Below are 25,128 nucleotides of genomic sequence, written 5' to 3' on the forward strand. Positions count from 1 at the left end.
AAAAGCCCGGCGTACATTAAGTAAGCCGGGTTTTTTTGTGACAAGTTACGTTAGCTGTTTTTCGTCAGCCGCATTGGAATTGGCAGTTCACGAATTCGCTGGCCAGTGGCAGCAAAAAGCGCATTTGCCAGTGCTGGTGCGAATGGTGGCGTGGGCGGTTCACCAACACCCGCTGGTGGCGCATCACTTTCAACAATATCCACTTCAATTTCTTTCGGCGCATGTTGCATACGCGCCACGGTGTAATTATGAAAATTAGACTGTTCTACGGCGCCATCGGTTGCCGTGATTTGTCCCATGGCACAGCTAAGACCGAAAATGGAACCGCCTTCACACTGTGCTCTCACGTGCTCGGGGTTAACAATCGTGCCTGGGTCGATACTGATATAAGTTTTTGGAATCGACCAGGTGCCGTCTTCGTTCACAACCACTTCAACCACAGTGGCCGTATAGCTAACGAAAGAACGGTGGGCCGCTAAACCGAGAAAACGTCCCTCTTTTTTACGGTCATCCCATTTCGCCATTTTCGTTACACGCTCAATAACGTTAATTAAGCGAGTGGTGTCTACCGGATATTTCTCTAAGGATTCTCCATAGTTACCGGGTTCTGCCTTTTCCGCTGTAAGGTCGATTATGCGTCCTGGGCCAATGAGTTGTAACAAGTGATCCTTGCTGTCTTTGCCTGCCGCATGGGCAAGTTCATCAGCAAAACTCTGGATGGCGAAGGCATGGAAAACGTTGCACACACTCCGCAACCAACCAATGCGCACATGGTTTACCGCTTTGCCTTTTTCCAGTTGCATGTTGGCTACGTTAAACGGGTTGTCGATAAAGCCGAGGTCTAGCTCGCCACCGCTAGGCATATCTACGCCGGGGGCAAAGGTGCTGGAAATAGAAGGAAACGCTGTGCAATGATGCCAGGTAGTGGTGTTTCCATTTTCATCTTGTACGGCCTTAATATGCTGAGCACTCACAGCGTGGTAGTAGCCATGCTGAATATCGTCCTCGCGCCGCCAAATAAGTTTCACTGGGGCGCCAACCTGTTTGGCCAGAATCGCGGCCTCTGCCACATAATCTGGCTTCGACTTACGACCAAAGCCACCACCGAGTAACGTTACATTCACGGTTACATTTTCTTCGGCAATGCCAAGGGCGCCGGCCACATTGCTTCGAGCTGCTTGAGGATGCTGAGTACATGCCCATATTTCTACTTTATCGCCATTCACTACGGCGGTGGCAGCAGGCGGTTCCATGGGAGCTTGAGCCAGCATGGGTACAAAGTAAGTGGCTTCCATTAAGGTTTCAGCTTCAGACAGGGCTTTTTTCGCATCGCCTTTGCTGCGAACAACTTCTCCGCCTTTTTGAGCCGACGCGATCAGTGCGGCTTTCTCGACTTCATGGTTGTAATTGCTGTGTTCGTTTGATGTCCATTCAATGTCCAGCGCATTCGCGCCTTGCATGGCAGCCCAGGTAGACTCGGCAATTACCGCTACACCGCCTAACGGATTAAACACTGCCGGTGCTTTCGCTGCCGGCAGAGTAATAATATGTTTCACCCCTTTAACTTGCTTGGCTTTAGTGTCATCGACCGATTTTGGCGATGTAAACATAACAGGTGGGCGTACAATGACAGCGACCAACATGCCATCGAGTTCCACATCTTGGCCATAGGTGGTGTTACCGCTAACAACAGCGGGAAGGTCAATACTGGCAACCGGTTTACCCACATATTTATATTTCGACTTTTCCTTTACCGTCACCGTCGCTTCTTCCGGTACCGGCAAAGAAGCGGCAACCGCAACCAGTGTGGCGAAGTCGGTTTTACGGCCACTCGGGGTATGCACGACCTGATGGTTCTCGCAATGACAGCTGGCAGCTTCAACTCCCCAGCCTTTGGCGGCAGCTTGTTTTAACATCGTTGCGGCTGTCGCACTGGCAAGCTGTAAACGATCCAAGTTACGACGAATACTGCGGGAACCATCGGTGTTCTGATCGCCATATTTAGGGTCGCCGAGGGCCTGAATTACATTGATTTTATCCCAGTCAGCGTCCAGCTCGTCTGCAATAATCTGTGCAATGGCGGTGCGAATTTGCTGGCCCATTTCAGAGCGATGGCAGGTGATGTTCACGATGCCATCTTCTGCAATATTGATAAATACATTAGGCGCGAGTGCTTCGCTAGCTGCGCTTTGTGCCGCAAACGCGTGCTGGGCAGACAACATCGACACTGACAGCGTAAGTCCAGCTGTGGCTGTGGTCTTCTTAAGAAAATCCCGACGGCTCATGATTTCAGGCATACTCATTTTCCGGCCTCCGCAACTTTCTTAATTGCACAGCGAATGCGAGGGTAGGTGCCGCAACGGCAAATATTGCCTGACATGCCACGCTCAATATCTTCATCGCTAGGAGACGGGTTCGCAGACAGCAAGGATGCGGCTTGCATGATCTGCCCGCTTTGGCAGTAGCCACATTGCGGCACGTTTTCTTCTGCCCAAGCGATTTGCAGCGGGTGAGCGTGGTCTTTATCCAGCCCTTCAATGGTGGTGACAGATTTACCGGCAGCCCCAGACATGGGGAACTGGCAGGCACGAACAGCATTGCCTTCCACATGCACCGTACAGGCACCGCATAGTGCCATACCACAACCGTATTTAGTCCCTTTCATTTTCAGGTCGTCACGGATAAACCAGAGTAACGGCATTGCGGGATCGCCGTCGTAATCATGTTGCTTGCCATTGATGGTGATTTGCATAGTCTTGCCTTGTCTGAATGCCTTCGCCGGTGTGTTCCCAGGATAGGCATAGTTGCCTGATTGCTGACTAAAAGCGTAGCAAGTTAGTCAGGTAAGCGTGGTGTATTGTTCTATAATTAATTAAGGTGCTGTTGAATGCACTCACTATTTTTATCACTGCTTTGTAAGTTTGATGTTAACCTGTCGACACAATACCTATAAAAACGGATGTACTGCCTATGTGTGCTGATTTCATTGCTGACGATCAACAAGTTTTACTGACGCCACTTGCCATGATGTATCGTTGGGAGCGTGAACGCCCTAACGAAACGTATTTGGTGCAGCCGGTAGACGCGCTTTACCAGTCTTATTCCTTTTCTCGCATTATGGACCTAGCCCGTCGTGTCGCAACGCGGTTAGATGACTTATCCCTTCCAGCGGGCTCCCGCATTGGGATCTTTGCAAAGAATTGTGTTGAGTGGTTTATCACCGATTTGGGCATCATGATGGCAGGGCATATCTCCGTGCCAATTTTTGCTTCCGCCGGCGGTGAGACACTCAATTTTGTTATCCGTCATGCCGACATCAAATTGTTGTTTGTAGGCAAGCTTGATAAGCCTGTCTTGCAGCATCCGACGATCCCTGAAAAGCTTCCCACGGTGGCGTTTCCATACCCTGATATCCCAGCAGGGCAACAGTGGGAGGAATTCATCGACTGTGCGCCTATGACAGATTCGCCAGACCGCGGTCTGGACGATGTGATGACCATTATTTATACCTCAGGCAGTACGGGTGAACCCAAGGGGGTGGTGCATAGCTTCAGGTCGGTGTGTTGGGCGGCAGCCAATTCGTTGGAAGCACTCACATTTTGTGCCAGCGACCGAATGATGAGTTATTTGCCGTTGGCGCATATTACTGAGCGAGTACTGGTGGAGCTGGCGAGCTTCTATTCTGGTGGCAAAATTTATTTTGTGGAATCTCTCGAAACGTTCCAACGTGATGTGGTGCATTGTCAGCCAACGTTATTTATTTCTGTACCTCGCTTGTGGACAAAGTTCCAACAAGGCATTCTGGCGAAAATGCCACAGAAAAAATTGTCGTTGTTGCTGAAAATTCCGTTTATAAGCGGCATGGTAAAAAACAAGATTCAGCAGGGGCTTGGATTGTCGCAGGCCCGGTTATTTGCCAGTGGATCAGCGCCTCTTGCACCCGCGATCATCTCATGGTTTAACAAAATTGGTATTCCTATCAGCGAAGGGTGGGGCATGACAGAGAACAGCGCTTACGGCACTGCTTGCGTCCCATTCAGAAGTGACAAAATTGGGTGTATCGGTTCTGCTTACCGTGGTGTGAATATCCGTATTGGCGAAGACGGTGAAATTCAAGTGAAGTCGCCCTGCAACATGGTGGAGTATTACCTGGACCCGGTAAAAACGGCAGAAGTGCTTACCCCGGATGGCTTCCTTAAAACCGGTGACAAAGGCGCCATAGATAATGACGGCTTTGTGCGCATTACCGGGCGACTGAAGGATATCTTTAAAACGGAAAAGGGCAAATATGTTACGCCTGCGCCCATCGAAGCCAGGATCATGGAAAATGATCTTGTCGAGCAGGTGTGTGTGGTGGGTACCGGGTTGCCACAACCCATTGCGTTGGTTGTGCTGGGTGAAAAAGGCGCGTTACAGCCGAAACTTACGCAGGAAACCCGCCTGCAAAGTACGCTCACCGCCCTTAATAGCACCCTTGAGAGCCACCAGAAACTCGACCGCATTGTAGTGATGCCAGAGGAATGGACTATAGAGAATGGCTTACTTACGCCCACACTGAAAGTGAAGCGCCATATTCTCGAAGACAAATTCCGGGATGTGATTATGGGTAGCTATACCGATTCTATCGTTTGGGTAAAATAATAGTTAAGTATTATTGAAGGTTGTTTTTTGTTCAGATACCTTGAACAGCTATGCTGGGCTAAGTAAAGCGGTACCAAAGATTAGAACGCATCATCTAGCGAACCACTTACAGGGAAAGAGGTATGAAAAAACTTCTGGTTGTTACTACGTTATTTCTGGCATTTAATGCCATTGCGGGTGTTGAAGAATATAAAGCTGCGGCAGCAGGTTTCTGCGACAAAATGAAAATGTGCATAAGCGAAAAAATGGAAAAGGAAATGGGCGGTAATGTGCCACCGCAAATGCAAAAAATGGTCGACAATATGTCTTCGCAAATGTGCGCGCAGTATGTACCTCAGATGTTTGAGGAAAAATTCACTGAGCACGATGACTTAATTGAGAAAGGCACGCAGTGTTTGACCGAAATGCAAAGTGTGCCGTGTAGTGACTTTGAATCTGGTACTACGCCGGCTTCCTGCAAGGAAATGGAAAGCATGGCGAAAGAAGCGGGTTTGGTAGAGTAATTATCTTATCGATGTTGACAAAAAACGGGCTTTATAAGCCCGTTTTTCTTAGGGTTACTATGCTTGTTGCGGATAGCGTGCCGTGAGCCCGGCGTAAACCTGGTCACTATAATCAGCGTGGTTACTGTCGAGTGCGGCTAAAACCTCTACCAGATGTTCATTGTCTTCGCGGCCATTCCATACCTTGATGTAGGTGCCTGCTTTGTAGCCATTGTCCTGGCGAAAGAAGTTGAGAATATTTTTCCCAACGTACTGGCGGAATAGTTCATCACTTGTCATTTCACACTGACCGACAATGTGCATGAACAGCGGTACGCTAAATCGTTTGGCTGCACACAGTCCAGCCATCAGCTCCAGATTGTCCAGAAGTGGAAGGTGTTCTGGTTCGTAATCCTGGCCATCAAACTGCACATGCGCAGATGCTTGCGCCAATTGCGCTGACAAGGCATTGGCCGTTGCCAACACGTCACCTTGATAATCGATAATGCTAGCTGAAAGGGCAAAGTGCCAGATATCCACCAATTCCATTTGTAACTGCGGCAAATCTTTTTCCTGTGCCTTCCACCATTTCCAGCCGTGATGCTCAATAGCTTCCATTGATTCCACCATTGCTGCACGCAAATAACCGTATCCGGCGGTGAGCCACTGCGGATTCACTTTAGTGTTCATTTTATTTTGCAGAGAAAGCATGGTGGCAAGTTGTTGTTGGCTTAGCATGGTCGTGTTCACAATGTAATTCAGAAGCAGGAATTGTAACGGAACTGATGCAGACAGAAAAGCATAGCGGCACGCTTGCAATGCGCTGAAGTAGGAGATGGTAATGCATTTATTTGGTGCAAACGCACCAAAACTAAATACTGGGATGCCTTGGCAGAAGCATCACTAACATCTAAGCTTTTGACTTTATGGGGTTTTTATTTTTGGCACGCATAGTGCCTTTATAATTTGTGTTATCTGCGCTTGTTCTTGGCGCTAACCTTATCCGGTGCCAGGCAACGCCGTGATTCGGTTGTCATGAGCAAGCCCGTAACCTTGCCCATACAGATTTTTCGTGTCCTGAGGTCTGTATGGGTTTTTTTCTGTCCGCTATTCTATCCTAAGCCCATTTTTTCGCCAATCATTTCTTCATTCAACTTTTGTCTATTTCTGCCACTGGTCGACAACCGTTTTATCCCGTAACATGACAAAAAACGTGTTGATATAGGTGATGTTTGTTAGCCCTTTACCCCTCCAATAAACTCGAGCACCTTAGTTACCTTCTTTCCTCGTTATTAAAGCATCAGGGTATTGGTGATGGCCCGGTATCCTTGTTCAGGCCACAGACGATTTTGGTTGAAAGCCCGGGCATGCAGCACTGGCTGAATATGGCCCTGGCAGAAGAACATACCGTGGCGATGAATTTATCGTTTCCATTACCGGTCAGGTTCATGTGGGATACCGCACGTCAGATCTTGGGTGAACACAGGGTGCCCAAACAGTCAGCCTATCGTCGGGAAGTGTTAGTGTGGCGTATAGATGCCATTATCCGTAGCGATGCGTTCTCTGCCAGCGCTGAGGCGAAAACAGTTAACCGCTACTGGCAAGATATCGACAATGAAGATGAAGCCAGTCTGCAACGTTTGCAACTGGCTACCGCACTAGCAGACGTCTACGAGCAGTATTTGCTGTTTCGTCCGCAGTGGCTATTCGCTTGGGAAAATGGCGAGTTTGCAGAAACGGGCTCTGACGATGAAGCATGGCAGGCGTCTATTTGGCGCTTGCTGGTGGCCGAAGAAGCGGATCATCCCGCACGCTTGCATGCCGATGCAGTAGAAGCATTGTGTAACGGTAAAGCCGTCAACACGTTACCGGATAACATTATTGTGTTCGCAATTAATACCATGGCGCCACAGCTTATTCAGTTTCTTGATGCATTGGGTCGTCATATCGACATTCATGTATTCCACCTGAACCCCAGCGTAAACTACTGGGGCGATGTAAAAAGCAACAAAGAGCAAGCCAGGCTGTTGCGGGAGGAAGGGCTGACGCAATGGCAGGAAAGCCGTCAGGATAATCCCCTGCTTGGAAACTTAGGGCAGCAGGGGCGGGACCTTTTTAATTTGCTTACACCGCTGGAGAGTTACGAAGTCAGTGCGTTCGAACTCGACGCGCCAGGCGAGGGCGATGTACAGCAAAGCCTGTTGCATGCGCTGCAGCAGGATATTTTCAACGCCATTGCTCCAGATGGCGGTTTTCAATACGACACGGCCGATACCAGTGTTTCAGTGTGTAGTGCGCACACCACGTTGCGCGAAGTAGAAGCGTTGCACGATTACCTGTTGGGATTAATGCAGGCAGGCGACGATACCAGCGACGTCTTGAAGCCCTCCGATGTGGTGGTGATGTGTCCTGCCATTGAAGAGTATGCGCCTTTTATCGAAGCCGTTTTTCATCGCGTTGGTGCGCCGGAATCCCATGATCAGGCGCCTCCCCGCATTCCCTGCTCCATAGCTGACAGGGCGCCACTTGACGCCGAACCCATGATCGCTGCATTCATGCAATTGTTGTCGCTGCCCGATAGTCGCTTCGAGGTGAGTCAGATCATCGATTACCTGCGCTTGGAACCCGTACAGCGCAAATTCCGCCTGAATGGCGATGATATTGAATTGATGAGTCAGTGGTTACACCAGGCGCATGTGCACTGGGGGCGGGACAAAACCCATAAATCCCGGCTGTTAAATGCCGAGGTGAGTGAAACGTTCAGTTGGGCGTGGGGGTTAAAGCGGTTGCTCCTTGGTATGACCATGGCAGATTCGCCACAGTTTGTGAACGACCTGCTCACGGTGCCAGAAGTAGAAGGTCAGTACAGTGTATTGCTTGGGAAGCTCATTCAGTTATTAGAGCAGCTTCAGGGATTTGCCCAGGAATTGGCGCATCCTCGCACCGCGCAAGAATGGCATCAGTACCTGGAAGAGATGAAGCAAACGTGCTTTGAAGTCTCAAACGACGATATGTACAGCTGGGAGGCGCTAAGTCGCGCCACCGCGGATTTGGTGACCCATTGTGAGCAAGCGAGCTTTGACGACACATTAACGCTGTTGCAAATCCGCACTGTGTTAGTGAAAAAGTTCACAACGCCCGATGCCGCGAACCATTTTCTTACCGGTCAGGTGACTTTTTGCTCCATGTTACCCATGCGAAGTATCCCGTTCAAAACAGTCTGTATTCTGGGCCTCAATGACGGTGAGTTCCCTCGTCAATCGAACCCTTTAAGCATTGATTTGATGTCTCGGGGACCACGCAAGCAGGGCGACCGCTCGCGTCGATTAGAAGATCGCTATTTGTTTCTCGAAGCGTTAATTTCCGCCCGTGACTATTTGTATCTGAGTTATCAGGGAAGGCGGGGCAAAGATAATACCGAGCGACAACCCTCGTTGGTACTGGCAGAGTTGCTGGCGCTACTAGCACAAGGGTATGGATTTACGCATCAGAACATAAAGCAGTTACCGCTGCATCCTTTTAGTCCCGCTAACTTCACTGGCGAATCGCCTGGGTTCGAAAGCGGCTGGTTCCGTCTGGCAAGTGCGTTACAAAACAAACAAGTGCTCACACAAGGCGCATTCAGCGCCACAGCCACACCAGAACGTACAGACAATTTGAATGTTGATGAGCTGGCTCGTGCATTCGATAACCCGCTAAAAACCTTTGCTAACAAACGACTGGGCGTTTACCTGGAAGAATCGTCACCACTATTGAACGATGATGAGCCGTTCGAAGAGAACAGCTTGCTCCGATTCAACAGTATTCGCGCCTTTGTCGAAGCCGATTTTAAACAACAAGACAAAACCGAGATCGCCCGCGTTCTGCAACACAGTGGGGATTTTCCTGATACGCCGCTTACTCCGGGCTTGCTTGACGATTGGCTGCAGGAAGCATCTGCGTTATTTCAGAGTCTCGGCGTGCATGTAGTAGAGCAAAATGTGATGCAGGTAGAAAGTCAGCAACACATCATCGAAGCGAGAGCCTGGCAGGGCGGTGATGGTTTACAGATGTTGCATTACGGTAGTCAGAATACCAAACGCAGTGTCGAGCAGTATCTCACCCTGTTGTGTTTTAACGCCAATGGCAACGCACTACCGTTAAACGTTCATTTCATTAAGCGAGAGAAAGGTGAAGCCAAGATTTACAAACAAGTCTACCAGCCTGTACCGGCAGAGTTAGCGAAAAGAAGGCTAGACATGATGATGTCGGCTTACCTGAAAATTTTGCAAAGCCCGGCACCTGACTTCGCTGATATCGGCGCTGGGCTTGCGCAGAAATACACCGGCGGGCCATCTGGTCGGCAGTGCAAAGTACCCGAAATTGGCTTTGACGAGTGGCTGATGAGTGCCCGAGGCGTAATGGCCTGGGATGCCGTACTCGACAACGGCAGTGAATTCCGTAAAAGCATCAGCGAAGACCCCTACAGCCGTTGGTTTTTCCCGCTAGGGATCCAGCAGTCTCAGTGCGATTTAGGACTGGTTCTCGACTTTTATGTGCCGCTACGTCTAGGTAGCAAAGGAGAAGCCCTATGAGTGATATGAATCAGGCGTTTCAGACACTGGACGTGGCCGCCATGCCACTGCGAGGTCGACATTTAATTGAGGCCAGCGCGGGCACCGGCAAAACATTCAACATTACCCGAATTTATTTGCGCCTTTTGCTAGAGAAAAAACTCACTATTCAACAAATCCTGGTAATGACATTTACGAAAGCGGCGACAGAGGAGATCCGTGGCCGTATTGGTGAGACATTACGGGATGCTGTGAAGTTGTGGCACAAAGTCAGTGTCGACCCGTCAGCCCTCGACGATGTTGATGCGTTTTTTAGCGGCCTTTACCGCGTTGCGCCCGCCGAAGAAGGATTACAAATACTTGAAGCCGCCATGCTAGAGCTCGACGAAGCGTCAGTGTTTACCATTCACGGCTTTTGTAACCATGTCTTGTCTCAGCAGGCATTTGCCAGTGGTTCTCCCATGTCGTTGTCGCTGGAAACCGATACCAGCGAATTGTGGGAGCAAGCTGCCGCGGACTGGATAAGAACGCTGGTGGCCGAACCGGAAAAATACGCATTACTGACTGAAAAACGCTGGCATGTTCCTGGCAACTTTATTGGTGCTTTTGGTAAACCACTACGGGGCGATCTCACGCCGCAATTTGCCGATGCGGCATCGATAGCAGAAAATTACGAGAGTGCCGTCACACTGCTGCGACATCAGTTTCTGCCTGGTTTTCCCCATCACCTCCAGGCAGCACAAGAGGTGGAACCGATAGTGATGGGTAAAATCGCTGGCCATAAAAATGAAGCGCTGTGGCGCGAAGAGTGGCAGGCGATGATGGCGTACCTCTCTCAGGGGGAATTACTGGTTGCGGAAAAGTCAGTCACTGATGCCTTAAATGGTAGCCGTGGTTATATGAAAGATGCCACCGCGAAACCCGTGCTGGTGGCGGTCAAAACGTTTGTAACCGGCTTAAGCGATGAACTGAAAAAAGTCGACGCGCTGAAAGAAAAAAACGAAACACTACTGCCTATCCATACGCTCATAGCCGATGGGTTTGGGTACATTCGGCGTCATGTTGCCGAAGCGAAGCGCAAGCTGGGCATTGTCGACTTCGATGATCTCATTCGTTTACTGGCCGATAAACTCGACAGTGAAGACAGCACGCTGCGCACTGTACTCAGACAGCTTTATCCTGTTGCGCTGGTGGACGAATTTCAGGACACCGATGCATGTCAGTACCGAGTATTATCCGCGGTGTATCCCCGGTCGAGCGATGCACTTACGCTGATGATGATTGGCGATCCTAAGCAGGCAATTTACGGCTTTCGCGGGGGCGACATCTTTACCTACCTGCAAGCGGGTGAAGGTGCCGATTATCGTTGGGTGATGGATACTAACTGGCGTTCAACCGCGAATATGGTCACCGCTTACAATCGGGTATTTCATGGGGCGCCGCTGGATGAAGCACCTGAAGATGTGTTCGGCTACGGCATTCGCTACGAGAAAGTCAATTCAACGCCCCATGCAAAAGCGGCAAAAGAGGTGTTTGAAGATCCTGCAGAACGACGTGCCATGAATTACGTGGTGCTGGAGCAGGAAGAAGGCGAGCCCACCACCAAACCGTATCTTAGTCGCAAGTTAGCCGACTGGATGAGCGACGAAATTTTGCGTTTACTCAGTGATGCCAGGTTCAACGGAAAACCGGTAGAGCCTGCTGATATCGCGATTCTGGTGCGTTCAGGGGCTGAGGCGGATATCGTTCAACGCAGCCTGAAGCGGAACAATCTTGGCGCGGTGTTTCTCAGTACAAAGACATCGCTTTTCGCGTCAGAAGAAGCCGGTGACTTATACCGTGTGCTCGATGGAATTTGGCACAGTGAGCAATTAGCCCGGTTATCGGCGGCGTTGGCCAGTCCGCTGCTGGGCTATGAGCATGAGAAGCTGGTGGCCATGCTGCACGACGAAGATGATGTACTCTGGGAAGCTTGCATGGCAGAAGTCTCCGCCTTACGTGCCATGTGGGTTAAGCAGGGATGTATGGCAGTGGTGTTAACTTTGTTACGCCAGCACTTTGCGGTAACCGACGACAACACCGAGCGCCATCTTACCAATTACATGCACCTGGCCGAAGTATTGGAAAAACAGGCTTCAGCCACACCACAGCCGGAGCAATTGCTTATCTGGTTGCATCGTCAGCTGGAAAATGCGGGTGACAACGAAGAGCATATTCAGCGTCTGGAAAGTGATGCCAGACTCATTCAGTTGATCACCCAACACGGCTCTAAGGGGTTGGAATACCCCATCGTCTTCATACCTTTCGCCAGCATTTATAAAGATCCCGGCCGTGCCAATAAATCCCTGATGGATTTTTATCAGTTTAACGATCCCGCCACTCGACAGCAGGTGTTGCAGCTTGGCCATTCCGAGGAAGCCGAAGCACTGGTTCGCAAAGAAGGCGAGGCGGAAGCCATGCGCTTGCTGTATGTGGCGATAACCCGGGCTGCCCATCGTTGTTATCTAGGCATCGCCGAATTTGATAATGCGAGAAAATCATCCATTGCCACCGCACTGGGTTTAACTGACGCGGTTAACTGGCATGGGGCTATCAGTAAAGTTGAACAGGAGGGAGAACACACCCTTTTCCTGCCTGGGCACATCACGCCTGAAGCGACCGGCGAGCGAAGCCACGATGCGGCACCGCCAGCGCTGAAGCTGTCTCAGTTTACCGGAACGGTAGAAGACGCATGGCGCTTATATTCATTTACCGCATTAACCCGTCAGCAGGTGGCGGTAAAGCACACTCAACGTGATGAGGAAACCGCCGACGTGGTCGTCGAGACAGTCGCAGTCAACGACACCCTACCGTTCAGGTTCACGCTAGAGAAGGGCGCATCAGCGGGTAATCTTCTTCATGATATGCTGGAAGTCACTGATTTTTCGGCACCGGAGTGGAGTGAATCCCGCTCGCTGGCAAACCGGCTTGCCCTGACAGACGAAGACTACACGCAGCTTTGTGGCTGGATGAATGAGGTACTCTCAACGCCGTTGAATAATGGTGCAACCGAGATTTGTATGCATGATTTACCGCTTGAGCATACCTTGCGGGAAGCCGAATTTTATTTCCCCGTGAAACAGGCAAACTGGTGGGCACTAAGCCGAATTTTAACAGCCCATCGTCAGCAGGTTAACGGCGACAATGCGCAGCCTGTGCCCAAAATATCCCGTCCTATGCTGGAAGGCATGATGCACGGTTTTATAGATTTAATTTTTGAACACGATGGCAAGTATTATGTAGCCGATTATAAATCTACCCATCTTGGTAATGACATGGCGCATTATCAGTTTGCTCAGTTGGCCCTCAATAATCAGCATCACCTGTACGACCTGCAATATTTACTTTACGCGTTGGCGCTGCACCGCTATCTGAAAAACGGATTGCAGGACTACCAGCCCAAGCAGCATTTTGGTGGCGTATTCTATCTGTACCTACGAGGGATGCATCCAGACAATGCTCACTCTGAAGGGGTGTTCTATACACCGGTGGATATGGCAACGCTAGAAGCGCTGGATAATGCCTTTAATGGTGAAGCGGTGGAGGAGTTATCATGAGTACAGCGCTGCGCACGCAGTCAGATAAACGTCTGAGTCATTTGGCCGATATCGAAGCCATCGATTATTACTTTGCCTGTCAGTTTGCTGAAATCACGGACGCAACACCGTTTTATTTATTGATCGCGTTATCATGGCATCTTCGTCAGGGCCATACCTGTTTGTCACTGGCCGATATTGCTGGCAAGCGACTGTTCGATGACGCCGAACAGAACTGTGAAGGTGTGCAGTTTGATGACCTGACGACACTGGTGAAAGCGGCCAGGGAACTCAGTGAGCAATTCGGCGAACCGCAGCAGTTGGTTTACCACCGCGGAAAACTTTACACGGCGCGATATTGGCAATTTGAGCTCACGGTGGCAGAAGGCGTGGTGAGTCGAACGCGCCAGCGGGCGTTCAGCGATGACGACTATGACCGCTTGCACCAGGTGTGGCCGCAGCTTTTCCCCACCATGCCAACGTTAGAGCAAGACTGGCAACAAGTCGCTACCGCCTGTGCGCTCACCCGTGATTTTGCGGTGATTAACGGCGGCCCTGGTACCGGCAAAACCTATACCGTTGCCCGCTTACTTTTGGCGCTACAGGCCGCTTCAGATAAACCGCTCACCATAAAATTGGCGGCACCCACGGGTAAGGCCGCGCAGCGACTGACCGAATCCGTCAGTAACAGTTTACATGCCATTTCTGGTGACAGTATTGAAGGTATAAAGCAACGCATTGTTACTGAAGCAAGTACACTACATCGATTGTTAGGCATGCGGCCTTTTTCAATAAAACCTAAGCACCACAGTGATAACCTGATTCATTGTGATGTGTTAATTATTGATGAAGCCTCTATGGTGGACTTAGCGCTAATGACTCGCGTGTTTCGGGCATTACCTGCAAGTACCAGCGTTTATCTGGTGGGGGATGCTAATCAATTGCCGTCGGTGGAGTCGGGCAATGTGCTTGAAGCACTTACGCCGGATGACGACAGCCATGATTTGAAAGTGACCGACGCACTTGCTAAACACGTTCATCGCTTATGTCCGCATTTACCTGGCATTGCGGTGGACGAACACAGCCTGGCCACGGTTTTTCCGTTGAAAGTCAGTCAACGCTACAGTGGTAAACTGGCAGAAGTTGCCGTGGCCATGCGCGATGGCGACAGTGCCAAGGTACTTAATTTACTGACCAGAACCAGTGAACCGGTACCCGGGTTGATGGAACTTGAGGATGTTGTGCTTATGCCCGTTCAACAGGGCAGCGGGTTACGCAAATTGATTAAAGACAGCTTTGCTGCGCTGGCACAGGCGAATAGCCCGGCATCTGCACTTGAGGCCATGAACCACTGCCGCTGGTTAACGCCCGTACGCAGTGGTGAAGGGGGCGTGAATACGCTCAATGAGGAAATAGAGCGGGTGTTGCAACCCAATCGGACGGCAGGCAACAATGGTCATTATATCGGTCGTCCCATTATGGTGCTGGAGAACGACTATACGCAACGCCTCTTTAATGGCGATACCGGGGTGATATGGCCAGATGATTCGCAACAGTTAAAAGCGTGGTTTTACGACGGCCAAGGCGAGTTACGGGCGGTTAGCCTTTCGCGGTTACCGGCGGTGCAAACTGTGTACGCCATGACGATTCACAAATCTCAGGGCTCTGAATTTCGCAATGTGGTGATGTGGTTACCACCCGCCCAGGGGAAAGCCGCGTCTATGGTAACCCGTGAGCTTATTTACACCGGATTGACCCGGGCCAAAAAAGGCTGTGTCATTCTCGCTGCGCCGGAACGGGTGGGTGCCGTCATACAAACCCGTGCGGTGCGTTATTCCGGGTTAGCTGAGCGCATTGATGAGAAATGGGCCGGTGCATGACACCGGTTTTTTGAAGCGCTAGCTACCGGTACTGAAGTAAAACAGGCAATTCGATTTGGCCAGGTCGGTACTCTTACCTAACACAAACAGTTTCATGGGTTGGGCTACCGTGAGACTGTTATCATCGGCACAGAAAAAGTCAGACACTTTTTCTCTCGGCGTTCGACCCACCACGCGAAAATGCGCGAGCTTGTTATGATCGACCCAGCCCAGTACATCGCCGGGGTGCTGAACGGTAAAGCTGCAATTTTCGATATCCTGCCGTAGAGTACAGTTCACACCGAAAACCGGTTTATCAGAAAATGTCAGCGCCGCACTGCGTCGTAGTTCCAATCTTCTCGGTTGTGAAAGCACGCTCACTTCTTGTTGTTGCTGCAATACATCGGTCTGCCAGAATCGCATTAGGTTTTTATACAGGTTGCACTGCTGAATACCTGCATAATCACTGGGCGCATGCACTGAAATGATCGGACACCCAATGTTTAAATCGGTTAAGGCGCCAATACTGATGGGCGAAAAAATCAGTAAATCGGTGAAGTAAGACGCAAGCACTTTATGTGCATGATTTTCACACACTGATATTGCAAAGGCGTGCGTCATGGTCAGGGTATCGTGAATATCGACCACGGATTGCGGACGCCATGTTTCAAGATAATTTAACAGCCGATTGGCAAGGTGATCAGATTGATAGAGAAAGGGCTCGCGAAAACAACGATTTAAATCTCGCTGGCCGGGTAAATACGAATGGCTAAACACCGGTGTTAATTTTGCCGCTTCGACAGAGACAATAATCACCTTCACGTTGGTTGCCGGTGCGCCTCCGTCTTTTAGCGTTGCTAACAGGGCACGCAAACTGTTCGCACTGTCGCCATGGATCAGCGCGGTGATAACACGACAGCTATCAGTTCTGCCGTTAATGTGCAGCACGGATGGGCCGGGTAATTGTTGAATCACTTCTGAAGGTGTTTGAGGCAAGATCTCGGGATTGAGATCATAAAAATGGTACACACCATTCTGTTCGATACTGTAGTCCCGAAACGCTGCGGTCATAATTCATCCTGTATTCGCTTATCGTTTAGCATTCATTGAGAGCATAGTCACTGCGGTTTTTTGTGCGTTGACGCAGATCAACGGGACAGGTCATCTTGGTTATCTACCGGCAATGCATCTTAATCGCAAAACCGCCCATATTGATCGAGAGCGGTTGCCAGCGTTTGAATTTTCAGGGTAGGGTAGGATATTAAATGGCAGCGAATAGACGTTTTCAGCTGACTGAATAATATGACAAGGTGCCTTCGATGCTTCGCCGCCAGTCAGCTAAAAGAAAATGAATAATAACAAATGCAGCATTAACATGGAGAACTCACTTTGCGCAAATCCCTGACGTTTCTGTTATTGATGGTTAGCACGCCACTATGGGCCGCGTTGCCGTCGGTGACAGAATTCACTAAAGACATGACCCGCAAGGATGGCTATTTGCCGTTCTATTACGATGCGAGCAGCGACAAAATATACCTGCACGTAAACAAACTCGATGAACAGATGTTACTGCAGACCAGTCTGCCTCAAGGTGTAGGTTCCAACGATATTGGTTTGGATCGCGGTCAGTTAGGGGAAGGCCATCTGGTGGCTTTTGAACGACACGGTAATAAGTTGCTGATGAAAGAGCTTAATACCCGCTATCGCTCGGTGTCTGAAAATGCCGCTGAACTGGCAAGTATCGATGAAGCTTTTGCCGATTCCGTGTTGGCCGGTTTTACTGCCGTTGCGGCAAGTGACAATGGTGTGCTGGTGGATTACACCCAGTACCTGCTGAGTGATGTGCATGGCGTGGCTAAACGGTTATCGAGAGCTAAGCAAGGCAGCTATAACGTTGATGCCGCCCGAAGTGCCGTGTATATGCCCCGCAGCAAAGCGTTTCCCAAAAATACCGAACTGGAAGCCATTGTTACCTTTGCAGGAAGCAATCCCGGGGACTATGTGAGCCAGGTTACGCCATCAGCAGAAAGCCTGACTGTGCACCTGCATCATTCCTTCGTTGAATTACCGGAAGACGGTTATTCTCCTCGCGCTTATAACCCGTATTCGGGCTTCTGGAAACAGGGTTACTTTGATTACGCCACGGATATCACCGAACCCACCGAAGTGAAGTATATTTCCCGCCATCGGTTACATAAAAAAGATGTGGATGCCGATGTTAGCGAAGCCGTCGAACCGATTGTGTATTACCTCGACCCAGGCATCCCTGAACCTGTCATGAGTGCACTTCGCGAGGGAACGAGTTGGTGGAACCAGGCGTTTGAAGCCATAGGCTACAAAGATGCGTTTCAGGTGAAAGTGTTGCCGGAGGGCGCTGACCCTATGGATCTGCGCTATAACATGATTCACTGGGTGCACCGTGCTACCCGGGGCTGGTCTTACGGTTATTCTGTGCGTGATCCCCGCACCGGTGAGATCCTGAAAGGGAATGTTACTTTGGGCTCTTTACGTGTTCGTCAGGATTTTCTTATCGCGCTGGGCCTAACCAGCCCATTTGATGGTGAACAAACCACAGAAGCGCAAAAAGAAATGGCGCTGGCCCGCATCCGTCAGTTGGCTGCGCACGAAGTTGGCCATACGCTGGGTATTGCCCACAACTTCGCCGCCAGTGAGAACGGCCGTGAATCGGTGATGGATTATCCTCATCCCATGTTGTCGGTGAAAAACGATAACATTGTACTGGATAACGCCTATGCAACCGGTATGGGCAAATGGGATCTGCATACGATTGCCTATGGTTATCAGGATTACGCCACGGCAGAAGCCGAACAAGCAGGCCTGGCTGCATTATTATCGCAATCGAGAGCGCAGGGACTGTCGTTTAAAACCGACTGGGATACCCGTTCTTCATCGCACCCATCAAGCAATGGTCATATGTGGGATAACGGCAGTGACCCGCTTAAAGCGTTCGACGAGATGGTAAAAATACGGAAGCTGGCTCTGTCAAACATGGGGCTGAATACCATTGCTGACAATGCGAGCTTATCGTCTATTGAAGATGCGTTGGTGCCCGTGTATCTCTCACATCGCTATCAGCTTGAAGCCGTGGCGAAGCAAATTGGCGGATTGAATTATGAGTACGAGCGTAAGGGTGATTATGACAAACCGAAAGGGGTGACGTTTGTGGCGGCAGAGCGTCAGAAGCAAGCGCTTAAGCAACTTTTGGAAGCGACATCCCCAGCGTTCCTCGAGCTTCCTACTGCGCTGCTATCACTTATTCCTCCGACCGCCTTTGGCGATGATATTACCCGTGAGCAATTCAACAGCCGTATGGGCTTGGCCTTTGATCCGGTTTCTGCCGCCGAAGCCGCAGCAAACTACAGTTTAACTTTATTGCTTGCGCCAGAGCGGTTAAACCGTCTTTCCTGGCAGGCCAGTCAGAGTCGGGGTATTCCCAGCGTTGAGCAAATCGTGGAGCGGATTTTCAAGCTGCATTGGTACGACAACAAACAAGCCGACTACGGACTCAACGCCCGTCTTCGTTTAGTTGCACTTAATGCGATAGTAAAAACCGCGATGTCTGATGATCTGGCACCGGAAGTGAAGCTGGTAATCGATGATGCGGTACTGAAATTTGCCGACTGGCTAGACGACGACAGCAAGTTCGCCGGCTCTGAGGTGCTACATGATCAGCTTGGCGTATACTTCGACACAGGCAAGTGGCCAGGGGCATTCGACGTGAAGCCGCTTCCACCGGGCTCGCCAATTTAAAAAGTACGCTCCTTTACACATCAAAAAGCCCGATCTCTGTGAGAAAATCGGGCTTTTTTATTGTGTGATATTGCGCCATATTTTCGCGCAACGTTTACTCCGTGAGTGTGAAGTAGTTCGTGAATACCTTAAACAATTGTGTGCCGCTGAGCACTGACGCCGACGGAAAATGCAGCATTGGTATTAGGTCGCAGGGGGCTTCTACCGCAAAACAGCCGGCTTCGGTATCCAGCTCGTCAATGTTCAGTACCCTGGCAATCGTCTCACCACGCTTAACCCAATCACCGGGCTTCACGCAGTATTCCACCATGCCACCCCATTGGGTAAACAGGGTTTTGTAGTCCTTAAGCATAACGCCCACTCTTTTCATGGCCGCAGGCTCTAGGGAGGAGTGGGGTAAAGCATTTTTGGCCGTCAGATAGGTAAGAATACTCTTAGCATCTACTTTCCCTTCAGAGAATTGAATGACTTCCTGACTGCCCATTTCCAGGGTGAACGCCTCGATACCAAATTGAATGCTACGATCAAATCGGGCTGAAAGTGCGTTTTGCAACGTCCACCACGGGCAAAAGGTGGCCTCGTCTAGTGCACCGGCAAATTTGTTAGGAATAAGAATACAATGTGGAAAGTTAAACAGCGTGGCTGAATCTTTCGCATATTCAGGAATATAAACGTGGCGGGTAGACACTGGCCCGTTGTGCAAATCGAGCACAAAGTCTGCGTTCACCGCCAGTTGTTGTAGTTTCAGGTTTAGCTGTTGGGCTAAGCCTAATCCCCAGGGGGAGGCCAGTTTTTCAGCGATACATTCTGCCCAATAGGTACGAAAATCATCACGAATGGTACTAATATCGTCGTTCTCGTTCACCGTATCGGCGAATGCATACACCTTTTCTTCATCGTAGAAATACCCTCGGTTCCAGTTGGTACCGTTAACCGGGTCGAAGCGGCCTAACGTGTACTCGCCAGCTTTGATGTTGGTCCCAATAGGATTACAGTTCGGCACCAGAATGATTTCACCAGCCACATCCTGCTCTTTTAAAGCCTGGATAAGCTGATAAATTACCACATTTCCCTGTACCTCTGCACCGTGAATGGAGCTTTGAATGTACACTGTTGGCCCTGGCACCGCGCCTTTGAACCGGTAAATCGGCACATTCATACTTCTGCCAGAGGCATTTTGTGCCACCACCATGTGGGACTTGGTCATTGTTGTCATTATTTATTCTGCCGTATTGTTACAGATGTTGCATGCTGGATGAGGCGATACTTTAAATTTTTGCCACTGAAAATTGAGGCCATCGAATAATTGCAGTTCACCTGTGGGTAGTGTGCCAAATCCGCTGAGGCATTGCATTACCAGGTGTGCTTGTGCAATGCCAATCATACTTACCACCGGTGACAGAATGCCGGCTTCATTGCAGCTCAGTTCTGCCATGTTAAAGCGCTTTTCTACACAGCCGTAGCAGGCCTTACCGTCACCCGGTACACTAACAAATAGCTGTCCCTCAAAACGGATTGCTGCCCCGCTTATCAGGGGAATACCCGCTTGAACGCTCACCTGATTAATTTGTCGCCGACTGGCAAGGTTGTCTGTGCAATCGACGATGATGTCATGCTGACTGGCTTGCTCCAGCAATGCTTCATCACTTAAGCGGGCACGCAGGGGCGTAATGCGGCAGTCTGGTGCCAGTGCGCCGAGCTGGGAGCGGGCCGCGTCAACTTTAAACTGGCCGCAGTCAGCATCGGTGAACAAAATTTGGCGGGGTAAATTATGTTGCTCTACCTTGTCGTCGTCTATCAACGTGAGTGCACCCACGCCGCCAGCAGCCAGGCTTTGTGCTACAGCATTGCCCAGGCCGCCCATTCCAATGAGCAGAATACGGGCGTTCAGCAGTTTTTCCTGGCCATCTATATCAAATTGGGGCAATACGATGTGGCGGTTGTATCGCATAGCTTGAGTATGCGTTAAAGTATCTGGCATAGTAATTTATTAATCTCAGTCACCGACCAGGTTAGTCGATTTTCAGATATCGTATTGGAAACGACGATTTGTCACAACCTGGATGAAATTTATCAGGAATTTTCATGTCATCAGCAGTATCACTGAATCTTGCCGTTCTTACTATCTCAGACACACGAACACTGGAAAGCGACACCTCTGGTGCGTACCTGGTTGAAGCCCTGGAAGCCGCTGGCCATACACTAACCGCCCGCGACCTGGTGAAAGATGATATCTACGCCCAGCGCGCCATTGTATCGGCCTGGATTTGCGATGCTGATATTCACGGCATTCTGGTAACGGGCGGAACGGGATTTACACACCGCGATTCTACCCCTGAAGCCTTGTCGGTACTGTTTGATAAAACCGTCGATGGTTTCGGTGAACTGTTTCGTCATTTAAGTTTTCAGGAAATTGGCACATCTACTGTGCAGTCACGGGCCATTGCGGGTTTTGCTAACCGCACGGTGATTTTCTGCTTACCAGGCAGCACAGGCGCTTGCCGCACTGCTTGGGATGGCATCATTAAAAGCCAACTAGATTCAGAATACCGCCCTTGTAACTTTGTGAAACATCTCACCGGAGAGCTGTAATGGCGGGGTTTAGTCATCTGAATGCTAGTGGCGAAGCCAACATGGTGGACGTATCTGACAAACAGGAAACACGAAGAGAAGCGATGGCAGAAGGGTTTCTGCATGTTTCTGATGAAGTGATTACAGCAATATCTGATCACAAGGTGATGAAAGGCGACGTGTTCGCTGTTGCTCGGGTGGCGGGTATTCAGGGCGCGAAACGCTGTGCTGACCTTATTCCACTGTGCCATCCGCTGGCGCTGAATAAAGTAGACATTAACTTTGAATTGCAGACCGATTTAAAACGCATTCGCACCACCTGCTTTTGTAAAGTTAGCGGTAAAACCGGCGTGGAGATGGAAGCGTTAACGGGTGTAAATGTTGCACTTCTGACCTTATTTGATATGTGTAAAGCCATCGATCCTGGTATGCGCCTAGAGGGTGTACGCGTTCTCGAGAAGCGCGGCGGTAAAACTGGTGAGTGGCTAGCGGAGTAAGGTGCATGATTAATATAAAGACCTTTGCTCAGGTCCGGGAGATCACGGGCGAAGATAGCCTGGCTTTACCATTGCCTGATGGATGCAGTACGGTTTCTCAGCTTAAATCTATGCTCGCAGCGCGTTCAGCGAATTGGCAGCAGGTACTGGCAGACGGCGTACTGTGTGCGGTAAATCAGGAGTTGGGTGATGACGATAGTCAGATCAAAGACAACGACGAAGTGGCTTTTTTCCCGCCCGTAACTGGAGGCTAAATGTTTGCAGAAGTCACCGATGCCGCCCTTGATGAACAGGCATACAACACACGATTGAAAGCAAAGGCGACGAATGCAGGTGCAATTGTTACCTTCACCGGCTTGGTGCGGGATTACAATAATGAAGGTGGCATAGACGGTATTAGCCTGGAACATTATCCAGGAATGACTGAAGCCGCGATGATGAAATTGCTCGAACAGGCGAAAATGCAGTTTGATCTGCACAGTGCCGGTATTGTCCATCGATATGGGTTTGTGGGTAATCACGAGCCCATTGTGTGGGTGGGTTGTGCCGCTAGTCATCGTAAGGCCGCATTTGAAGCGGCTGAATTTGTTATGGATATGCTGAAGAAATCCGTGCCTTTATGGAAGAAAGAGCATCAGGACGGCGACGCAATCTGGATTGCAGCAAAAGCCAGCGATGAAGAAGCTGCCATGAAGTGGCTGAATCAAAAATAAAACTTTTCAGGATCATTATGAACAGATGGATAGTAAAAGCGTTGTGTGTCCTTGTTGTGATGTTCAATGTTTCTGCCCATGCCGACGAGCAGCAGGTGAATATTGCCGTTGCTGCTAATTTCGCTCAACCGGTTAAGCATTTTGCTGAAGCGTTTGAAAAGAAAAACGGCATTAAACCCATTATCACGGTAAGTTCCAGTGGCACGCTGTATGCGCAAATTCAGCACGGCGCGCCGTTTGACGTATTCCTTTCTGCTGATGCTTTGCGTCCTGAAAAGCTGGTGGCGGAAGGATTGGCAGAAAAACAAACTCTTCGCACATATGCTACTGGCCGCCTGGCATTGGTTTCTCGCAGCGGTGCGCCGGATTCACTTAACGTTTTTGTTTCCCGAAAATTCGACAAGCCTGTGGCCATTGCCAATCCCAAATTAGCTCCTTATGGGCTGGCCGCCTCTCAGGCATTGGGCACACTACCGCCAGATGCCGCGCTACCGTTCAGACAAGTACAGGGCAAAAATATCCTGCAGACGTATCAGTATTTTACGTCGGGCAATGTGGATGATGCGTTTGTCGCCTGGTCGCTGGTTAAGCGCAGCAATTATCCTTATCTGCTCATTCCTGATGATTTTCATGCGCCAATCGTTCAGAAAATGGTGGTCATCAAAGACAGCGAGCATCCGTATGCCGCCCGCCGCTTTATGCAATATCTCCTTTCTGCAAAGGTGCAAAAAAGCCTCATGGATTGGGGATACCAATCAGCCGGTAAAAGGTAGGTGCCGATAAATGCAAAGCGATATTGACGCTATCTGGCTAACGCTGAAATTGGCGCTTTTCACCAGTGTGTTATTGATGCTTATTGCAACGCCGCTGGCCTGGAAGTTGTCGCGTTGGCAACACAAAGCGAAAAACCTGGTGCTTGCTGTCGTCGCGTTACCGCTTGTATTACCGCCCACCGTTCTGGGATTTTATCTGCTGGTGGTTTTTTCTCCGAATGCCGTCGCAGGAGAACTTTGGCAGCTTATTACTGGTGAGCAATTGGCGTTTTCATTTGCCGGGCTAGTGATCGGCTCACTAATTTATTCTTTACCGTTTGCAGTACAACCGCTTTACGCGAGTTTCCTTCAACTGGATAACCGATACATTGATGTGGCGCGCACCATGGGCATGTCGAAATGGTCCCGCTTCCGCCGCATCATTATGCCAATTTGTAAGCCAGCCTTTATGGTGGCGCTGGGCTTGAGCTTTGCTCATACAGTGGGCGAATTTGGTGTGGTTCTCATGATTGGTGGCAACATTCCTGGCGAAACGCAGGTATTGTCTATCGCGCTGTTCGAGCACGTGGAAGCCATGGAGTACGGTAAGGCGCACGCGTTAGCGTTTGGCTTATTGGTGTTTTCATTCCTATTGATGGCGCTGTTGTACCGCTATAACCGCAACGGGGTGACAGCATGGAAGTCGTAGTTAATACAACCGGCGACAACCTTAGCCTGGGTGTTCGGTTAGATTTCCCTGCCAGTGCCAGATTCGTGGGGCTAAGCGGTCCGTCGGGGGCGGGCAAGTCTACGCTTTTGCGCTGCCTTGCTGGACTTAGTCGTGCTGCTAAGGTGAACGGACAGTGGGACGCGCTGCGCATTGCCCGGGTTCGTACTGGACTGGTTTTTCAGGACAGCTTGTTATTTCCCCATTTATCGGTAGGTCAAAATCTCTTATTGGCAGCAGACTTTGCTAAACAGCAAACCCATCATTTCGATGAGGTGGTGTTGGGTTGCAAATGTCATCATCTCATGACGCGTATGCCAGAGACGTTATCCGGAGGAGAAGCCCAACGGGTGGCTATCGCGCGCGCCATCCTCAATTCGCCGGCTATTTTATTGTTAGATGAACCGGTGAGTGCACTCGATGACAGTCTGAAACATGAAGTACTGAAATATCTTGCCACACTGAGCCGTGGTGGATTGAAGATTTTGATGGTTTCTCACGATCTACGAGAACTGGCGTTGTACACCGACTATATGGCCTGGATGGATGCGGGAACCATTGTTCATCAAGGGCCAAGCGACAATGTGTTGGCTGAACTGACTTCACAATTACCCGGCTTTGAACAACGCTTCTCCGTATTTACTGGAAAGCTCGAAGCGCATCTGGAAGAGCAAAATTGCTATGCCATACGCTGTGAAGGACAGCTGATTTACGGTCGCTTCCCGGTTATTGATGGCAATGAAGCCATGCTCACCATCGACGCCAGAGATATCAGCGTCGATCGCGAAGCAGCGAATGCTTCATCAATTGTGAACGGCTTGGAAAGCGTCATTGAAGGCATTTCCGACAGCCAAGACGGGCAATTAATGTTCACACTTAAAACCGGACAGACGCAGATATTTGCACTTATCAGTCAGCTATCGCAGGAGCGCCTGCACTTTAAAGTGGGGGAAACCGTCACCGCTCGCTTTAAACTTCGATAGACAA

At 50.0% G+C, this 25,128-nt stretch carries 19 protein-coding genes; 13 read left to right on the forward strand and 6 right to left on the reverse strand.

Features of this window, described 5'->3' with window-relative positions; genetic code table 11:
• Positions 1–50: 50 nt before the first annotated feature.
• A complete protein-coding gene (locus tag ACXAFQ_RS07730) occupies positions 51–2,303 on the reverse strand; it encodes a xanthine dehydrogenase family protein molybdopterin-binding subunit (protein WP_474819536.1) in 2,253 nt (750 codons plus the stop codon).
• Positions 2,300–2,752 (reverse strand): (2Fe-2S)-binding protein, encoded by a 453-nt coding sequence (locus ACXAFQ_RS07735; RefSeq protein WP_474819540.1) that lies wholly within the window; start codon positions 2,750–2,752, stop codon positions 2,300–2,302. Before ACXAFQ_RS07735 ends, ACXAFQ_RS07730 begins: the two co-directional genes overlap by 4 nt.
• Before the next feature lie 218 nt (positions 2,753–2,970).
• Here ACXAFQ_RS07735 and ACXAFQ_RS07740 point away from each other — a divergent pair, with 218 nt between their 5' ends.
• Both ACXAFQ_RS07740 and ACXAFQ_RS07745 read left to right on the forward strand, forming a co-directional pair.
• Positions 2,971–4,641, forward strand: a complete 1,671-nt coding sequence (locus tag ACXAFQ_RS07740) for an AMP-binding protein (RefSeq protein WP_474819544.1) — start codon at positions 2,971–2,973, stop codon at positions 4,639–4,641.
• A gap of 122 nt (positions 4,642–4,763) precedes the next feature.
• Entirely contained in the window at positions 4,764–5,144 is a 381-nt protein-coding gene (locus tag ACXAFQ_RS07745; protein ID WP_474819547.1) for a hypothetical protein, read from the forward strand.
• 57 nt (positions 5,145–5,201) lie between these two features.
• On the opposite strand, the gene ACXAFQ_RS07750 is transcribed toward ACXAFQ_RS07745, so the two are convergent.
• Positions 5,202–5,861: a dUTP diphosphatase gene (locus ACXAFQ_RS07750; RefSeq protein ID WP_474820354.1), complete on the reverse strand. Its 660-nt coding sequence runs from the start codon at positions 5,859–5,861 to the stop codon at positions 5,202–5,204.
• A 494-nt stretch (positions 5,862–6,355) separates the two neighbouring features.
• On the opposite strand from ACXAFQ_RS07750, the gene recC reads away from it, so the two are divergent.
• From recC to recD, 3 genes are read left to right on the forward strand one after another with little or no spacing between them, the layout of a single operon-like run.
• A complete protein-coding gene (recC, locus tag ACXAFQ_RS07755; RefSeq protein ID WP_474819551.1) occupies positions 6,356–9,697 on the forward strand; it encodes an exodeoxyribonuclease V subunit gamma in 3,342 nt (1,113 codons plus the stop codon).
• The gene (gene recB / locus ACXAFQ_RS07760; RefSeq protein ID WP_474819554.1) at positions 9,694–13,272 is read left to right on the forward strand and encodes an exodeoxyribonuclease V subunit beta; all 3,579 of its coding nucleotides are present in this window, start codon (positions 9,694–9,696) and stop codon (positions 13,270–13,272) included. Before recC ends, recB begins: the two co-directional genes overlap by 4 nt.
• Positions 13,269–15,131 carry an exodeoxyribonuclease V subunit alpha gene (recD, locus tag ACXAFQ_RS07765; protein ID WP_474819556.1) on the forward strand — a complete coding sequence of 621 codons (1,863 nt, stop codon included), beginning with the start codon at positions 13,269–13,271 and terminating at the stop codon, positions 15,129–15,131. The genes recB and recD overlap by 4 nt, the downstream gene beginning before the upstream one ends.
• 18 nt (positions 15,132–15,149) lie before the next feature.
• On the opposite strand, the gene ACXAFQ_RS07770 is transcribed toward recD, so the two are convergent.
• On the reverse strand, positions 15,150–16,181 hold the full coding sequence (locus tag ACXAFQ_RS07770; RefSeq protein WP_474819558.1) for a M14 family metallopeptidase: 1,032 nt from the start codon (positions 16,179–16,181) through the stop codon (positions 15,150–15,152).
• 348 nt (positions 16,182–16,529) lie between these two features.
• Here ACXAFQ_RS07770 and ACXAFQ_RS07775 point away from each other — a divergent pair, with 348 nt between their 5' ends.
• Entirely contained in the window at positions 16,530–18,881 is a 2,352-nt protein-coding gene (locus ACXAFQ_RS07775; protein ID WP_474820358.1) for a zinc-dependent metalloprotease, read from the forward strand.
• Between the two features lie 94 nt (positions 18,882–18,975).
• Here ACXAFQ_RS07775 and ACXAFQ_RS07780 read toward each other — a convergent pair whose 3' ends face one another.
• Entirely contained in the window at positions 18,976–20,100 is a 1,125-nt protein-coding gene (locus tag ACXAFQ_RS07780) for a peptidase M14 (RefSeq protein WP_474820360.1), read from the reverse strand.
• Positions 20,101–20,862, reverse strand: coding sequence for a HesA/MoeB/ThiF family protein (locus tag ACXAFQ_RS07785; protein WP_474819562.1), 762 nt, complete (start codon positions 20,860–20,862; stop codon positions 20,101–20,103). It abuts the gene before it with no gap.
• A 104-nt stretch (positions 20,863–20,966) separates the two neighbouring features.
• Here ACXAFQ_RS07785 and moaB point away from each other — a divergent pair, with 104 nt between their 5' ends.
• The 7 genes from moaB to ACXAFQ_RS07820 are packed head-to-tail and all read left to right on the forward strand — an operon-like array spanning position 20,967 to position 25,124.
• On the forward strand, positions 20,967–21,473 hold the full coding sequence (gene moaB, locus ACXAFQ_RS07790) for a molybdenum cofactor biosynthesis protein B (RefSeq protein WP_474819565.1): 507 nt from the start codon (positions 20,967–20,969) through the stop codon (positions 21,471–21,473).
• The gene (moaC, locus tag ACXAFQ_RS07795) at positions 21,473–21,949 is read left to right on the forward strand and encodes a cyclic pyranopterin monophosphate synthase MoaC (protein ID WP_474819570.1); all 477 of its coding nucleotides are present in this window, start codon (positions 21,473–21,475) and stop codon (positions 21,947–21,949) included. The genes moaB and moaC overlap by 1 nt, the downstream gene beginning before the upstream one ends.
• Before the next feature lie 5 nt (positions 21,950–21,954).
• Positions 21,955–22,203: a molybdopterin converting factor subunit 1 gene (gene moaD / locus ACXAFQ_RS07800; RefSeq protein ID WP_070125264.1), complete on the forward strand. Its 249-nt coding sequence runs from the start codon at positions 21,955–21,957 to the stop codon at positions 22,201–22,203.
• Positions 22,204–22,662 (forward strand): molybdenum cofactor biosynthesis protein MoaE, encoded by a 459-nt coding sequence (locus ACXAFQ_RS07805; protein WP_474819575.1) that lies wholly within the window; start codon positions 22,204–22,206, stop codon positions 22,660–22,662.
• Positions 22,663–22,679: 17 nt separating this feature from the next.
• Positions 22,680–23,435: a molybdate ABC transporter substrate-binding protein gene (gene modA / locus ACXAFQ_RS07810; protein WP_474819578.1), complete on the forward strand. Its 756-nt coding sequence runs from the start codon at positions 22,680–22,682 to the stop codon at positions 23,433–23,435.
• 10 nt (positions 23,436–23,445) lie between these two features.
• Positions 23,446–24,123, forward strand: a complete 678-nt coding sequence (gene modB / locus ACXAFQ_RS07815; RefSeq protein WP_070125261.1) for a molybdate ABC transporter permease subunit — start codon at positions 23,446–23,448, stop codon at positions 24,121–24,123.
• A complete protein-coding gene (locus tag ACXAFQ_RS07820; protein ID WP_474819581.1) occupies positions 24,111–25,124 on the forward strand; it encodes an ATP-binding cassette domain-containing protein in 1,014 nt (337 codons plus the stop codon). Before modB ends, ACXAFQ_RS07820 begins: the two co-directional genes overlap by 13 nt.
• The last annotated feature ends 4 nt before the right edge of the window (positions 25,125–25,128 follow it).

This window comes from Alteromonas sp. ABH2_165 (genome assembly GCF_056159945.1).